The sequence below is a fragment of the Variovorax sp. 278MFTsu5.1 genome (genome assembly GCF_048305045.1).
Classification (GTDB): domain Bacteria; phylum Pseudomonadota; class Gammaproteobacteria; order Burkholderiales; family Burkholderiaceae_C; genus Variovorax; species Variovorax guangxiensis.
This window is the reverse complement of sequence record NZ_CP157622.1, coordinates 611,003-625,652: the sequence shown is the minus strand read 5'-3', so window position 1 is coordinate 625,652 and position 14,650 is coordinate 611,003. Positions and strand designations below refer to the sequence as shown.

Below are 14,650 nucleotides of genomic sequence, written 5' to 3'. Positions count from 1 at the left end.
CCTTTCGCTGACGCTTTTTTCGCGCTTCCTGCGCACGTCGGGCCGGGGAATTGAAAGCGCCCCTCCCCTCGCCCACCGTCCAGTCAGTCATTCCCGGGAGTGAGCCCCATGCTCAACATCTTCACGCTCGCCAACGGCCGCCTAGTCCAGGAAGAAATCGAGGCCCTCGAAGAGCTCTCCAGATTCCAGCCGATCTGGGTCGACCTCGAGTCGCCCACGCTCGAAGAGAAGCGCTGGATCAAGCAGTACTACGGCCTGTCCATCCCCGAAGACGCGATGGACGAGGACATCGAGGAATCGGCGCGCTTCTACGAGGAAGACAACGGCGAGCTGCACATCCGCTCCGACTTCCTGATCGACGACGACGAAGCCCCGCGCGCCGTGCGCGTGGCCTTCATCCTCAACCAGCACAACACCGACCTGCGCAGCCGCGGCGTGCTGTTCTCGATCCACGACGAGGACGTGCCCGTGTTCCGCCTGCTGCGCATGCGCGCGAGGCGCGCGCCGGGGCTGATCGAGGACGCCAAGGAAGTGATGCTCAAGCTCTTCGACGCCGACGCCGAATACTCGGCCGACTCGCTGGAGAACATCTACGACGAGCTCGAGGCCGCGAGCAAGAAGGTGCTGTCGGGCAACGTCAGCGACGAGCTGGCCGGCGAGGTGCTCGGCGCCATCGCGCGGCAGGAAGACCTGAACGGGCGCATCCGCCGCAACGTGATGGACACGCGCCGCGCCGTCAGCTTCATGATGCGCAGCAAGATGCTCAACGCCGAGCAGTTCGAGGAGGCCCGCCAGATCCTGCGCGACATCGAGTCACTGGACAACCACACGGCCTTCCTCTTCGACAAGATCAACTTCCTGATGGATGCGACCGTCGGTTTCATCAACATCAACCAGAACAAGACCATCAAGATCTTCTCGGTGGCCAGCGTGGCGCTGCTGCCGCCGACGCTGATCGCCAGTATCTACGGCATGAACTTCAAGTTCATGCCCGAGCTCGACTGGGCCATGGGCTATCCCTACGCCATCGTGCTGATGGCGGCGAGCGCGCTGGTGCCGATGTGGTACTTCCGCCGGCGCGGCTGGCTCAAGTAGCAGAGCCTCCCCGGGCGGCCCCGGTGCTAGAGTGGCTCCGGCCCCAAGCGCCGACCGGAGAGCCATCTTGCGCAGACTTCGCTTTCTTACCAACCGCCACCGCGCGCCGTCGACCAACACCGCGCTGGGCCTCCTGCTGGCCTTCAATGCCGGCGCCATCAACGCGGGCGGCTTTCTCGTGCTGCACATGTACACCTCGCACATGACCGGCTTCGCCTCGCAGCTGGCCGACGGCATGGTGCTGGGCAACGTCAAGCTGCTCTTGAACGCACTGGGCGCGATCCTGGCCTTCCTGACCGGCGCAGCCGTGTGCGCGGTGCTCGTCAACTGGGCTCGCCAGCACCGCATGCACGGCGTGTACGCACTGCCGCTGATGCTGGAGGCGGCGCTGATGTTTCCCTTCGGGCTCATGGGCGCCATCACGCTGACCTGGGCCACGCCCTTCGCGGTACCGCTCACCGTGCTGCTGCTGTCCTTCATCATGGGCCTGCAGAACGCGGTGGCCTCCAAGACCTCGGGCGGCAGCATCCGCACCACCCACATGACCGGCAACATCACCGACATGGGCATCGAGATCGGCAAGATGCTCTACTGGAACCGCCGCTCGAAATCGGCGCCGGCGCACGCCCTGCCCGTACGCCACGACCGCAGCCGCATGCGCCGCGCCGGCGGGCTGGTCGGCATGTTCGTGCTCGGCGGCGCGGCGGGCGCGCTGGGCTTCAAGTACGTGGGCTTCGTCTGCGTGGTGCCGCTGGCGGCGCTGCTGCTGGCGCTGTCGATCCCGCCGCTGCTGCGCGACATCCCGCGCCGCCGCACGCCCTCGCTCGGCTGAATTCAGCCGATCTCGGCCGGCAGCGAAGCCAGCCACGCATCGACCAGCGCGAGGCTGTAGCGGCTCGCCACCGCGGCGACGAAGCGCGAGAAGTCGCCGTGCGCGGCATCGTCGGCCCGGTCGGAAATCGTGCGCATCGCCGCAAAAGGCACGCCGTAGTCGTGACACACCTGCGCCACCGAAGCGCCCTCCATCTCGACCGCGAGCGCATCGGGCAAGGCGCGCTGCAGCGCCTCGCTCTCGGCGGTGGTCGAGACGAACCTGTCGCCGCTCACCAGCAGGCCGCGATGCACCTTCGGCGAATGAAGGCCGAATTCGGCGACGGCCTCCTGCCCCACCAGCGCCACTGGGTCGCGCAGCGTCTCCCGCGCAACCGCAGCCAGCGCATCGCCGATGGCTGCATCGGCCGCGAAGCGTGACAGCCCCATCAGCGGCACTTCGTACTTCGGAAAGATCGGCGAGGCATCGAGGTCGTGCTGCAGCATCTGCGTGGCCACCACCACGTCGCCGACGTTCACGCCCGGCGCCAGTCCGCCCGCGACGCCGGTGAACACGATGGCCCGCACGCCGAAGCGCTCCAGCAGCACCGTGGCCGTGATCGCCGCCGCGACCTTGCCGATGCGCGACAGCACCGCGACCACCGGCCGGCCATGCAGATGGCCCGCCCAGAAGTCGCGGCCCGCGACGCGCACGCGCTGCTCGTCGGGCATCAGCGCGAGCAGCGCGCCCAGCTCTTCGTGCATCGCAGCGACGATGGCAACAGGCGGACGCGACAGGGAACTCACAGTATTTCTCTTTCCAGGAACACCGCGGAACCGGCTTTGCCGGGCCGCAGGTGTTGCCCCCTGCAAGGGGGTTGGCGAAGCGACACGAAGTGCGCGGAGCCTGGGGGTTTACTCGTTCACTTGATGTCCACACCGTAGAAGGTGTGGCGGCCGAACGGGCTCAGCTTGAAGTCGATCACTTCCTTGCGCACCGGCTTCAGCTGCACCGCGTGCGCGATGGTGAACCACGGCGCCTGCTCCTTGAAGATCAGCTGCGCCTTCTTGTAGAGCGCGTCGCGGTCGGCCTGCTTGGTCGCGCTCTTGGCCTTCACCACCAGGTCTTCGTACGGCTGGTAGCAGAACTTCGAGATGTTGCTGCCGCTGGCCGACTTCGCCGAGGCGCAGCCCAGCAGCGTGTAGAGGAAGTTGTCCGGGTCACCGTTGTCGCCGGTCCAGCCCAGCATGCCCATCTGGTGCTCGCCGGCCTGCAGGCGCTTGCGGTACTCGCCCCACTCGAAGCTCTTGATCTCGGCCTTGACGTTGATCTTGGCGAGGTCGGCCTGCATCAGCTCGGCGATGCGCTTGGCGTTCGGGTTGTACGGGCGCTGCACCGGCATGGCCCACAGGTCGGTGGAGAAGCCATCGGGGAAGCCGGCCTGCGCCAGCAGCTTCTTGGCGGCCTCGGGGTCGTACGGATCGTCCTTCACCGCATCGTTGTAGGACCACATGGTCGGCGGAATCGGGTTCTTCGCGGCCACGCCGGTCGACAGATACACGCCGTCGATGATGGCCTTCTTGTTGATCGCCATGTTGATGGCCTTGCGCACGCGCACGTCGTCGAAGGGCTTCTTCGTCGTGTTGTACGAGAGGTATCCCACGTTCAGGCCGGGCTGCTCCAGCAGCTGCACGTTCGGGTCCTTGCGGATCGCGTCGAGGTCGGCCGGGTTCGGGTAGGGCATGACGTGGCACTCGCCCTTCTGCAGCTTGGCCCAGCGCACCGACGCGTCAGGCGTGATCGCGAACACGAGGTCGTCGATCTTGGCCTTGCCGCCCCAGTATTGCGGGAAGGCCTTGAAGCGGATGATCGCGTCCTTCTGGTACTGCACGAGGTAGAAGGGGCCGGTGCCGATCGGGTCCTGGTCGACCTTCTCGGGCGTTCCGGCCTTGAGCATCGCGATGGCGTATTCCTTCGACTGGATGCCCGCGTACTGCATCGCCAGGTTCGCGAGGAACGGTGCCTCGGCCTGGTTGAGCGTGATCTTCACGGTGTAGTCGTCGATGCGGTCCACAGACTTCAGCAGCTTGGGCATGCCCATGTCGTTGAAGTAGGAGTGGTTCTGGCTCGTGACCTTGAAGAAGGGGTCGCTCTCCTTCCACTGGCGCTCGATCATGAAGATGAAGTCGTCGGCGTTGAAGTCGCGCGTGGGCTTGAAGCTCTTGCTCGTGGTGTGCCACTTCACGCCCTTGCGCAGGTGGAAGGTGTAGACGGTACCGTCGGGGGAGATCTCCCATTTCTCGGCAAGGCCGGGCACAACCTTGGTGCCGCCGCGCTCGAACTCGACGATGGTGTTGTAGACCTGCGTGGTCACGTCGAAAGAGGTGCCGGTGGTGTTCATGCCCGGATAGAAATTCTCCGGGCTGCCTTCCGAGCAATACACCAGCGTCTTGGCGGACACCGCGCCGCAGGCCAGGGTAAGGGCTGCGAGCGCTGCAGGTGCCAGGAGCGCCAGGCTTCGTGAGCGGCGCGAAACGGTGGGCTGGGTCTTCATTTGGACTCCTTGATACACGGTTGAAAGGACTGCGAGAACGGGAACGGAAACAGGAACCGAAGGAACGCTAGGGATTCGTCGCCATCGCGATGGAGGCGGCGGAGGGAACGTCGGCGCGCACGAGCGGCGCGCCGTCCAGGAACTTCTCGGAGAAGTGACAGGCCACCTGCCGCTCGTCGAGCATGCGCAGCAGCGGGCGCTCTTCGCGGCAGCGCTGCTCCACATGCGGGCAGCGCGTGCTGAACACGCAGCCAGAAGGCGGATTCAGCGGCGACGGCAGCTCGCCCTTGAGCACGATGCGCTGGCTGCTGAGCCCCGGCGTGGAGGCCAGCAGCGCCTGCGTGTACGGATGCAGCGGCCGCGCGAAGATGCGCGACTTCGGGCCCTGCTCCACCGCATGGCCGAGGTACATCACCAGCACCTCGTGCGCGATGTGCCGCACCACGCCGAGGTCGTGCGAGATGAAGAGATACGCCAGGCCCAGCTCGGCCTGCAGGTCGGCCAGCAGGTTCAGCACCTGCGCCTGGATCGACACGTCGAGCGCCGACACCGGCTCGTCCGCCACCAGCAGGCGCGGGCTCAGCATCAGCGCGCGCGCGATGGCGATGCGCTGGCGCTGACCGCCGGAGAACATGTGCGGATAGCGGTTGGCGTACTCGGGCCGCAGGCCCACGCGCGCCAGCATGTCGCGCGCTTTTGCAGCGCGCTCCTGCTTGCCCAGGGTGGTGTTGATGGCCAGCGGGTCTTCGAGCACCGTCGCGATCTTCTTGCGCGGATTGAGCGAGCCGTACGGATTCTGGAACACCAGCTGCACAGCCTGGCGCAGCTCGCGCCTGCGCTCGGGCGGCGGGCTCACCGCGTCGGCGCCGACCAGCGTGAGCTGGCCCGCCGTCGGCTTCTCGATCAGCGCGACCATGCGCGCCAGCGTCGACTTGCCGCAGCCCGATTCGCCGACCACTGCCAGCGTGCGGCCGCGCTCAATCCGGAAGGAGATGTCGCCCACGGCGCGCAAGTGCGAAGGCGCGCGGAACAGCCCGCGGCGGATGTCGTAGGTGCGCTGGAGGTTCTTGGCCTCGACCACCACTTCAGTCGATGCCTCGCTCATGCCGCGACCTCCACGACCCGCTGCTTCGGCGGATCGCCCGCGATGGCCTCCCCGCGCCCCGGATCGCCGAGCGGAAAGTGGCAGCGCACCTCGGCGCCGTGCGACTCGCGCAGCGCCGGCCGCACCTGGCAGGCGCGCTCGGTGACGTAGCCGCAGCGCGGCGCGAACAGGCAGCCGGCGGGCCGGTCGTGCACGCCGGGCACCACGCCGCTGATGGTGGCGAGGCGCCCCTCGGGCGCGGCGCGTTCGGGCAGTGCCGCGAGCAGCGCCTCGGTGTAGGGGTGCTGCGGCTGTGCGAAGAGGCGGTCGACGCGCTGGTGCTCCATCACCTGGCCCGCGTACATCACGGCGATGCGCTGCGCCATCTCGCTGACCACGCCCATGTTGTGCGTGATGAGCACCAGCGCCATGCCGCGCTCCTTCTGCAGGTCGCGCAGCAGGTCGAGGATCTGCGCCTGGATGGTCACGTCGAGCGCGGTGGTCGGCTCGTCGGCGATCAGCAGGCGCGGATTGCAGGCGATGGCCATCGCGATCATCACGCGCTGGTTCATGCCGCCCGAGAGCTGGTGCGGAAAGCTCCCCAGGCGCGAGGACGCGGCCGGAATGCCCACCTGCTCCAGCAGCTCGGTCGCGCGCTTCTTCGCTTCGCGCTTGTCGAGCTTCAGGTGCAGCCGCAGCGTTTCCATCAGCTGGAAGCCGATGGTGAAGCAAGGGTTGAGGCTGGTGGTCGGCTCCTGGAAGATCATCGCGACTTCCTTGCCGACCAGCGCACGGCGCGCCTTGTCGGAAATGCCGAGCAGGTCCTTGCCCGCGAAGCGCATGTGCTCCGCACGCACCCGGCCTGGAAAGCCGACGAGGCCCATCAGCGCCATCATGGTGACGCTCTTGCCGGAGCCCGATTCGCCGACGATGCCGAGCACCTCGCCCTCTTCGAGGCTGAGGCTCACGCCGTCTACCGCATGCAGCACGCCGCCTTGAGTCGGAAACTCGACGTGCAGGTCCTCTATTTCAAGCAAAGGCATATCAGTGACTCCGGCCCGAACGGCCTGTTCCAGGAACACCGCGGAACCGGCTTTGCCGGGCCGCTGGTGTTGCCCCCTGCAAGGGGGTAGGAGGCCACACGAAGTGGGCAAGCCTGGGGGTGTGCTTCATGCTAGCGTTTCAGCTTGGGGTCGAGCGCATCGCGCAGCCCGTCGCCCAGGAGATTGAATGCGAGCACGGCCGCCAGGATCGCCATTCCCGGGAAGGTGACGACCCACCACGCACGCAGCACGAACTCGCGCGCGTCGGCCAGCATGGTTCCCCACTCGGGCGACGGCGGCTGCGCCCCGAGGCCCAGGAAGCCGAGCGCCGCCGCGTCGAGGATGGCGGTGGAGATTCCGAGCGAGGCCTGCACGATCAGCGGCGCGGCGCAGTTGGGCAGCACCTCGCGGAACATCAGCCGCAGCGTGCCGGCGCCGCTCACGCGCGCGGCGGTGACGTAGTCGCGCGAGACCTCGGCGATGACGGCGGCGCGCGTGATGCGCACGTAGTGCGGCAGCACCACGATGGCCACCGCGAGCATCGCGTTGACGAGGCCCGGCCCGAGGATCGCGACGATCACGATGGCCAGCAGCAGGCTGGGCAGCGTGAGCACGATGTCCATCAGCCGCATGATCGCGATCTCGAGCACGCCGCGGAAGAAGCCCGCGATGAGCCCGAGCACCACGCCCGCGACCACCGACAGCGCCACCACCGCGACGCCGATCGAAAGCGACAGCCGCGCGCCGTACATGAGCCGCGAAAGAATGTCGCGGCCGATGGCGTCGGTGCCCAGCAGGTAGCTCATGGAGCCGCCCTTCTGCCACGCCGGCGGCTGCAGGAAGACGGCGCTGTTGGTCTCGTTCGGTGCGTGCGGCGCGATCCACGGCGCGAACAGCGCGACCAGCAGCAGCACGACGATGGTGGCGAGCCCGATGACCGCGCCGCGGTTGGCCGAGAAGGCCGTCCAGAATTCGCGCCAGGGGCCGGGGGGTGCGGTGCTCTTGCCCGCACCGTCGGAAACGGTGATCTGCGTGGTTGTCGCCATGGGGAAGCTCAGCGCCTGATGCGTGGGTTGATGACGCCGTACGCCACGTCTACGAGAAGGTTGACCACCATCACGATGCCGCCGAGCAGCAGCATGCCACCCTGCAGCACCGGGTAGTCACGCCGGCCGATGGCCTCGATGAGCCACTTGCCGACGCCGGGCCAGGAGAAGATGGTCTCGGTGAGGATCGCGCCCGTGAACAGCACGCCCACCTGCAGCCCGATGACCGTCACCACCGGAATGAGCGCGTTGCGCAGCGCATGCAGCCCCACCACGCGAAAGCGCGAAAGCCCCTTGGCACGCGCGGTGCGGATGTAGTCCTCGCCCAGCACCTCGAGCATGGCCGAGCGCGTCATGCGCGCGATGACCGCGAGCGGCACCGTGCCGAGCACCACGGCCGGCAGCACGAGGTGGTGCAGCGCCGACCAGAAGGCGTCGGTCTCGCCGGCGCGCAGCGCGTCGACAAGCAGGAAGCCGGTGTCGGGCTCCACGTAGTACTGCACCGCGATGCGGCCCGATACGGGCGTCCATCCGAGCTGCACCGAGAAGAACAGGATCAGCAGCAGCCCCCACCAGAAGATCGGCATCGAGTAGCCGGTGAGCGAGGTGGCCATCACGCCGTGGTCGAAGATGGAGTTGCGCCGCACCGCCGCGAGGATGCCCGCCGGCAGCCCGAGCAGCAGCGCGAAAAGAATGGCGCACACCGCGAGCTCGACCGTGGCCGGGAAGAGCGAGAGGAACTCGCTCATCACCGTGTCCTGCGTGATGAGCGACTTGCCGAGATCGCCGTGCAGCACGCGGGCGATGTAGATGCCGTACTGCACGATCACCGGCTTGTCGAAGCCGTAGGCGGTGCGCAGTTCGGCATGGCGCGCGGGGTCGATCCCGCGCTCGCCGGCCATGGTTTCAATGGGGTCGCCCGGCACGAGCCGGATGAGAAAGAAGGCGAGCAGTGTCATGCCGAAGAAGGTCGGCACCAACAGACTCAAACGGGTAAAGACAAACCTGAGCATCGACCCGCGAATATGCAAGATCGATGCCTCGGCCCCACCCGGGCCGAACCCTTACTCCAGCGCGTGCTCGCGCACTTACTTCTTGGTGTCGCGCAGCTCGCGGCGAAGGATCTTGCCGACCGGCGTCTTCGGCATGTCGGTACGAAACTCTACGATGCGCGGCTGCTTGTAACCCGTAAGGTTTGCTCTGCAGTATTCGCGCACCTGCGCCTCCGTGAGCGAAGGGTCTTTCTTGACGATCACGAGCTTCACGGCCTCGCCCGTCTTGTCGTCGGGCACGCCGACCGCGGCGCACTCGAGCACGCCCGGAATGAGTGCGACCACATCCTCGACCTCGTTCGGGTACACGTTGAAACCCGACACCAGGATCATGTCCTTCTTGCGGTCGACCACCTTGAAGTAGCCGCGCTCGTCGACCACGCCGATGTCGCCGCTCTTGAAGTAGCCGTCGGCCGTCATGACCTTCGCGGTCTCGTCGGGGCGCTGCCAGTAGCCGGCCATCACCTGCGGGCCCTTGATGGCGATCTCGCCGCGCTCGCCGACGGGCACCTCGTTGCCGTCGTCGTCGAGCAGCCTGAGCCAGGTGCTCGGCAGCGGCAGGCCGATGGTGCCGGTGTAGGCCGTGCTGTTGGTCGGGTTGCAGGTGGCCGAGGGCGAGGTCTCGGAAAGGCCGTAGCCCTCGCAGATCGGGCAGCCCGTCTTCTCGAGCCAGAGCTTCGCCACCGCGGCCTGCACCGCCATGCCGCCGCCCACCGACACCTTCAGGTTCTTCCAGTTGACGGTGTTGAAGTCGGGGTGGTTCGCCAGCCCGTTGAAGAGCGTGTTGACGGCCGGGAAGCTGTGGATCGTGTGCTTCGACAGCTCCTTCAGCACGCCGGGAATGTCGCGCGGATTCGGGATAAGGATCAGCTTTCCGCCCGTGCGCATGCTCAGCATCATGCCGACCGTGAACGCGAAGATGTGATACAGCGGCAGAGCGCACACGCCGGTGGGCTGCTCGTTGGCCGGCACCTTGTTCATGACCGGCTCGTTCCACGCTTCGGACTGCAGCACGTTGGCGATCACGTTGCGATGCAGGAGCACAGCGCCCTTCGACACGCCGGTGGTGCCGCCGGTGTACTGCAACACGGCCACATCGTCGGGGCCGATGGCCACGGGCTTGAGCGCGACGCCCGCGCCCTTGTCGAGCGCGTCGTTGAAGCGCACCGTGCCCGGCAGGCTGAAGGTGGGCACCATCTTCTTGACGTTGCGCACCACGTAGTTGACGAGCGCGCCCTTGAGGAAGCCGAGGCGGTCGCCCATGGAGGCCAGCACGATGTGCTTGACCGGCGTGCTCGCGATGCATTGCTGCAGCGTGGTGCCGAAGTTCTCCATGATGACGATGGCCTTCGCGCCCGAATCCTTGAGCTGGTGCTCCAGTTCGCGCGGCGTGTACAGCGGATTGACGTTGACCAGGATGAGGCCGGCGCGCAGGATGCCCGCGACCGCAATGGGGTACTGCGGGCAATTGGGCATCATCACCGCCACGCGGTCGCCCTTGGCGAGGCCCAGGCTCTGCAGGTAGCCCGCGAACGACTTGCTCTGCCTGTCGGTCTCGCCGTAGCTGATGTCCTTGCCCATGAAGCTGTAGGCCGTGCGGTCGGCGTACTTCCTGAAGCTTTCCTCCATGAGCGCGACCAGCGAGGGGTACTGCGAGGCATCGACATCGGCAGGCACACCCTGCGGATAGCTGCTGAGCCAGGGACGATCGGTCATTGGATTTGTCTCCTCCGGGATTCGGACTGTTGAAAACGAAAACGGCGCACTTGATGGCGCCGCGAAGAACTCGTCCGCTGCGCGGACGGGGACCTTCGGCCTATTCGATGGCCTTGCCCATATCTTCCACTACTTTTTTGGCATCGCCAAAGACCATCATGGTCTTGTCCATGTAGAAGAGCTCGTTGTCCAGGCCGGCGTAGCCCGCGGCCATGGAGCGCTTGTTGACGATGACGGTCTTGGCCTTGTAGGCCTCCAGGATCGGCATGCCGTAGATCGGGCTGCCCTTGGTGTGCGCCGCAGGGTTCACCACGTCGTTGGCGCCCAGGATGATCGCCACGTCGGCCTGGCCGAACTCGCCGTTGATGTCCTCCATCTCGAACACCTGGTCGTACGGCACCTCGGCCTCGGCCAGCAGCACGTTCATGTGGCCGGGCATGCGGCCCGCCACCGGATGGATCGCGTACTTCACGGTCACGCCCTTCTCCACGAGCTTCTGCGCGAGTTCCTTCACCGCGTGCTGGGCACGCGCCACCGCAAGGCCGTAGCCCGGCACGATCACCACCGTCTCGGCATTGCCCAGCACGAAGGCCGCGTCGTCGGCGCTGCCGCTCTTCACCGGGCGCTGCTCCTTCGCGCCGCCCGTGGCTGCTGCGGCATCGCCGCCGAAGCCGCCCAGGATCACGTTGAAGAACGAGCGGTTCATGGCCTTGCACATGATGTAGCTCAGGATCGCGCCCGAGGAGCCCACCAGCGAGCCGGCCACGATCAGCATCGCGTTGTTCAGGCTGAAGCCGATGCCCGCGGCCGCCCAGCCCGAGTAGCTGTTGAGCATCGACACCACCACCGGCATGTCCGCGCCGCCGATCGGGATGATGATGAGCACGCCCATCACGAAGGCCAGCGCCAGCATCGCGAAGAAGGCCGGCCAGCTTTCAGTGAAGACGAACAGCAGGCCCAGGCCGATGGTCGCCAGGCCCAGCACGAGGTTGAGCATGTGCTGGCCCGCGAACTGCACGGGCGCGCCCTGGAACAGGCGGAACTTGTACTTGCCCGAGAGCTTGCCGAAGGCGATGACCGAGCCGCTGAAGGTGATGGCGCCGATGGCCGCTCCCAGGAAGAGCTCCAGCCGGTTGCCGCTCGGGATCGGATCGCCCTTGAGCGCGATGCCGAAGGCATGCGGCTCGGCCACGGCGGCCACCGCGATGAACACCGCCGCCAGGCCGATCATGCTGTGCATGAAAGCGACCAGCTCGGGCATCTTGGTCATCTCGACCTTGTTGGCCATGTAGGCGCCCAGGCCGCCGCCGACGACCAGCGCGACCAGCACGTAGCCCAGGCCGGCGAGGTTGCCGCTGGCGAGCTTGTAGATCAACGCTCCTGTGGTCAGCACGGCGATGGCCATGCCGGTCATGCCGAAGATGTTGCCGCGGATGGAGGTGGTGGGATGGCTCAGGCCCTTCAGGGCCTGGATGAAGCAGATGCTGGCGACGAGGTACAGCAGCGTGACGAGGTTCATGCTCACTTGGCAGCTCCCTCGGCGTTGGCTGCGGGTGCGGCCTTCTTGTCCTTCTTCTTGAACATTTCCAGCATGCGCCTCGTGACGAGGAAGCCGCCGAAGACGTTCACCGCGGCCAGGGCCACGGCCAGCACGCCCATGGTCTTGCCCAGGGGCGTGTCGGTGAGCGCGGCCGCCAGCATGGCGCCCACGATCACGATGGCCGAGATGGCGTTGGTCACCGCCATCAGCGGCGTATGCAGCGCGGGCGTGACGGTCCACACGACGTGGTAGCCCACGTAGATGGCCAGCACGAAGATGATCAGGTTGATGACTGTGTGAGAGACGATGTCCATGTTCTTCTCCTCGACGGGCGTTGCTTGTTGCGTTACTTCTTCGTGACCTGGCCGTCGTGGGTCACGCGGCAGGCGGCGACGATGTCGTCCTCGAGGTCGATCTTCAGCGCGCCCTCCTTGGTGACGATGAGCTTGAGGAAGTCGAGCACGTTGCGCGCATACAGCGCCGAGGCGTCGGCCGCCACGAGCGCGGCGAGGTTCGTTTCCCCGACGATGGTCACGCCGTGCTTCACGACGGTCTTGTCGGCTTCGGACAGCGGGCAGTTGCCGCCCACCCCATCCGGGCCTTTACCGGCGGCGATGTCGACGATGACGGAACCCGGCTTCATGGACTTGACCATGTCCTCGGTGATGAGGGTCGGCGCGGCGCGCCCCGGAATGAGCGCGGTGCTGATGACCACGTCGGCCAGCGCCACGCGCTTGGCGACCTCGGCCTGCTGTCGGCTGAGCCAGCTCGCGGGCATCGGCCGCGCGTAGCCGCCGACACCTTCGGCCGCGTCTTTCTCTTCCTGGGTCTCGTAGGGCACCTCGATGAACTTGCCGCCCAGCGACTCGATCTGCTCCTTGACGCTGGGGCGCACGTCGGACGCCTCGATGACGGCGCCCAGGCGCTTGGCGGTGGCGATGGCCTGCAGGCCCGCCACGCCCACGCCGAGGATGACGACGCGCGCGGCCTTCACCGTGCCGGCTGCCGTCATGAGCATGGGGAAGAAGCGCTGGTACTTGTCGGCCGCGATCATCACGGCCTTGTAGCCGGCGATGTTGGCCTGCGAGGAGAGCACGTCCATGCTCTGGGCGCGGGTGGTGCGGGGGGCGGCCTCGAGCGCGAAGCCGGTGACGCCGGCGGCGGCCAGGCGCTGCAGGCCGGCCGCGTCGAAGGGGTTGAGCATGCCGATCACGACGGCGCCGGACTTCAGCAGCGCGGTCTCGGCCTCGGTGGGCGTGCGCACCTTCAGGACCATGTCGGCGGAGAAGGCGCCTGCCTGGTCGGTGATCTCCGCGCCTGCGGCCTGGTAGGCCGCATCGGTGGCGCTGGCGGCCACGCCCGCTCCCGACTGCACCCTTACGGTATGCCCGGAGGCCACCAGTTTCTTCACCGTCTCAGGTGTAACAGCCACGCGGGTTTCGCCTGCCAGTGTCTCGGCGGGCACGCCTATCAGCATAGAGATCTCCTCAGAGCAAGGGGCACAGGGGGAATGTGCCGGCAGCTTACAGCAAGATTACAGCCGATCGCTGTCGCCGGAGCGCTCTGTCGTTTTCATCCCAAAGCGTTGAGGAGCTTATGGATACTATAACTTCAGCTATTCAATTGATAGCGAATTCGGGTATTCGATAGAAGCGGCCGGCAAAGAAATGAACACCTTTGATTTACATTCCATGCGGTTTGCTACGGCGACGGCATGGACGGGAACCGGAAGAGGTTCGCCGACCGAAATCCCCATTTGTATCCAACTGCATTCAACTTCGTTAACAAGCCCTCAGAAATCGGCGAATTGCGTGCATTAGTTGCAATTCCAAAAACTTTACCTTAGTCGCAGATAGATACACTTCCCCTCATCAATCGCCAGTTCACGGAAGCTGACGAAGGGAGGAAAAAAGGGGCTCGAATGCGAATCGCGGTACTCGACGACGGTGTTGATCAGATCAAGCAGATCAATCGAACCATGACTGCACTCGAACACGAGTGCCACCCGTACACGGAAGGAAGGGCGCTGCTGCAGGCCATGCGCCGCCAGACCTTCGACCTGCTGATACTCGGCTGGAATCTTCCCGACATGAAGGGCTCGGAGGTGGTGGCGACCATCCGCCGGGATCTCAACAGCCGCCTTCCCATTCTTTTCGTCTCCGACAAGCCCGGCGAGGCCGACATGGTCGAGGGCCTCAATGCTGGCGCCGACGACTTCATGGCCAAGCCCGCCCGCGCCGGCGAGCTCGAAGCCCGCGTCAATGCGCTGCTGCGCCGCTCCTACCCGGCCCAGCACGAAAACGAGCTGATCTTCGGCCCCTACCACTTCTATCCACCTTCGCGCGTGCTCAAGGTGCGTGGCGTACAGGTCGAACTGAAGAATCGGGAATACGAGCTCGCACTCTTCCTGTTCCAGAACCTCGGCCGCCTGCTTTCGCGCGAGCATCTGCACGAGGCCGTCTGGGGTCTGGGCATCGAGGCGTTGTCGCGCTCGCTCGACACCCACATCTCCCGCCTGCGGACCAAGCTCGACCTGCGCCCGGCCAACGGCTTCCTGCTGCTGGCCATCTACGGGCTGGGCTACCGGCTCGAAACCATCGAGGCCGACGCGCTGCCTGGAGTGGTCGGCGCGCGCTGAGCCCGGAATTCCGGGCGAGCTACAGTAGTCTCTCCAACGGCCTGCGCCCTGCGCGCGCCGCACCAAGGAAC

13 protein-coding genes are annotated in these 14,650 nt (G+C 66.2%); 3 read left to right on the top strand and 10 right to left on the bottom strand.

Annotation, left to right across the window (positions count from 1 at the left end; translation table 11 throughout):
* Nucleotides 1-108 precede the first annotated feature (108 nt).
* Both corA and ABL844_RS02755 read left to right on the top strand, forming a co-directional pair.
* Nucleotides 109-1,095, top strand: coding sequence for a magnesium/cobalt transporter CorA (gene corA / locus ABL844_RS02760; RefSeq protein ID WP_057593823.1), 987 nt, complete (start codon nt 109-111; stop codon nt 1,093-1,095).
* Nucleotides 1,096-1,162: 67 nt separating this feature from the next.
* Nucleotides 1,163-1,927 carry a YoaK family protein gene (locus ABL844_RS02755; RefSeq protein WP_126022251.1) on the top strand — a complete coding sequence of 255 codons (765 nt, stop codon included), beginning with the start codon at nt 1,163-1,165 and terminating at the stop codon, nt 1,925-1,927.
* Between the two features lie 2 nt (nt 1,928-1,929).
* Here ABL844_RS02755 and ABL844_RS02750 read toward each other — a convergent pair whose 3' ends face one another.
* The 10 genes from ABL844_RS02750 to ABL844_RS02705 form a co-directional block, all read right to left on the bottom strand.
* Nucleotides 1,930-2,670 (bottom strand): 5'-methylthioadenosine/adenosylhomocysteine nucleosidase, encoded by a 741-nt coding sequence (locus ABL844_RS02750; protein WP_418131870.1) that lies wholly within the window; start codon nt 2,668-2,670, stop codon nt 1,930-1,932.
* A 158-nt stretch (nt 2,671-2,828) separates the two neighbouring features.
* Nucleotides 2,829-4,460, bottom strand: a complete 1,632-nt coding sequence (locus tag ABL844_RS02745; protein ID WP_184640108.1) for an ABC transporter substrate-binding protein — start codon at nt 4,458-4,460, stop codon at nt 2,829-2,831.
* 67 nt (nt 4,461-4,527) lie between these two features.
* Nucleotides 4,528-5,565, bottom strand: a complete 1,038-nt coding sequence (locus ABL844_RS02740; protein ID WP_418130418.1) for a dipeptide ABC transporter ATP-binding protein — start codon at nt 5,563-5,565, stop codon at nt 4,528-4,530.
* Nucleotides 5,562-6,587, bottom strand: a complete 1,026-nt coding sequence (locus ABL844_RS02735) for an ABC transporter ATP-binding protein (RefSeq protein ID WP_418130417.1) — start codon at nt 6,585-6,587, stop codon at nt 5,562-5,564. The genes ABL844_RS02740 and ABL844_RS02735 overlap by 4 nt, the downstream gene beginning before the upstream one ends.
* 131 nt (nt 6,588-6,718) lie before the next feature.
* On the bottom strand, nt 6,719-7,633 hold the full coding sequence (locus ABL844_RS02730) for an ABC transporter permease subunit (protein WP_126022256.1): 915 nt from the start codon (nt 7,631-7,633) through the stop codon (nt 6,719-6,721).
* A gap of 8 nt (nt 7,634-7,641) precedes the next feature.
* On the bottom strand, nt 7,642-8,646 hold the full coding sequence (locus ABL844_RS02725) for an ABC transporter permease subunit (RefSeq protein WP_418130416.1): 1,005 nt from the start codon (nt 8,644-8,646) through the stop codon (nt 7,642-7,644).
* A 75-nt stretch (nt 8,647-8,721) separates the two neighbouring features.
* Entirely contained in the window at nt 8,722-10,401 is a 1,680-nt protein-coding gene (locus tag ABL844_RS02720) for a long-chain-fatty-acid--CoA ligase (RefSeq protein WP_418130415.1), read from the bottom strand.
* A gap of 100 nt (nt 10,402-10,501) precedes the next feature.
* Nucleotides 10,502-11,926, bottom strand: a complete 1,425-nt coding sequence (locus ABL844_RS02715) for an NAD(P)(+) transhydrogenase (Re/Si-specific) subunit beta (protein ID WP_418130414.1) — start codon at nt 11,924-11,926, stop codon at nt 10,502-10,504.
* A complete protein-coding gene (locus ABL844_RS02710) occupies nt 11,923-12,255 on the bottom strand; it encodes an NAD(P) transhydrogenase subunit alpha (RefSeq protein WP_093203732.1) in 333 nt (110 codons plus the stop codon). Before ABL844_RS02710 ends, ABL844_RS02715 begins: the two co-directional genes overlap by 4 nt.
* Nucleotides 12,256-12,287: 32 nt before the next feature.
* Nucleotides 12,288-13,418: a Re/Si-specific NAD(P)(+) transhydrogenase subunit alpha gene (locus ABL844_RS02705; RefSeq protein ID WP_418130413.1), complete on the bottom strand. Its 1,131-nt coding sequence runs from the start codon at nt 13,416-13,418 to the stop codon at nt 12,288-12,290.
* Nucleotides 13,419-13,862: 444 nt separating this feature from the next.
* On the opposite strand from ABL844_RS02705, the gene ABL844_RS02700 reads away from it, so the two are divergent.
* Entirely contained in the window at nt 13,863-14,579 is a 717-nt protein-coding gene (locus ABL844_RS02700; protein WP_126022262.1) for a response regulator transcription factor, read from the top strand.
* Nucleotides 14,580-14,650 lie beyond the last annotated feature (71 nt).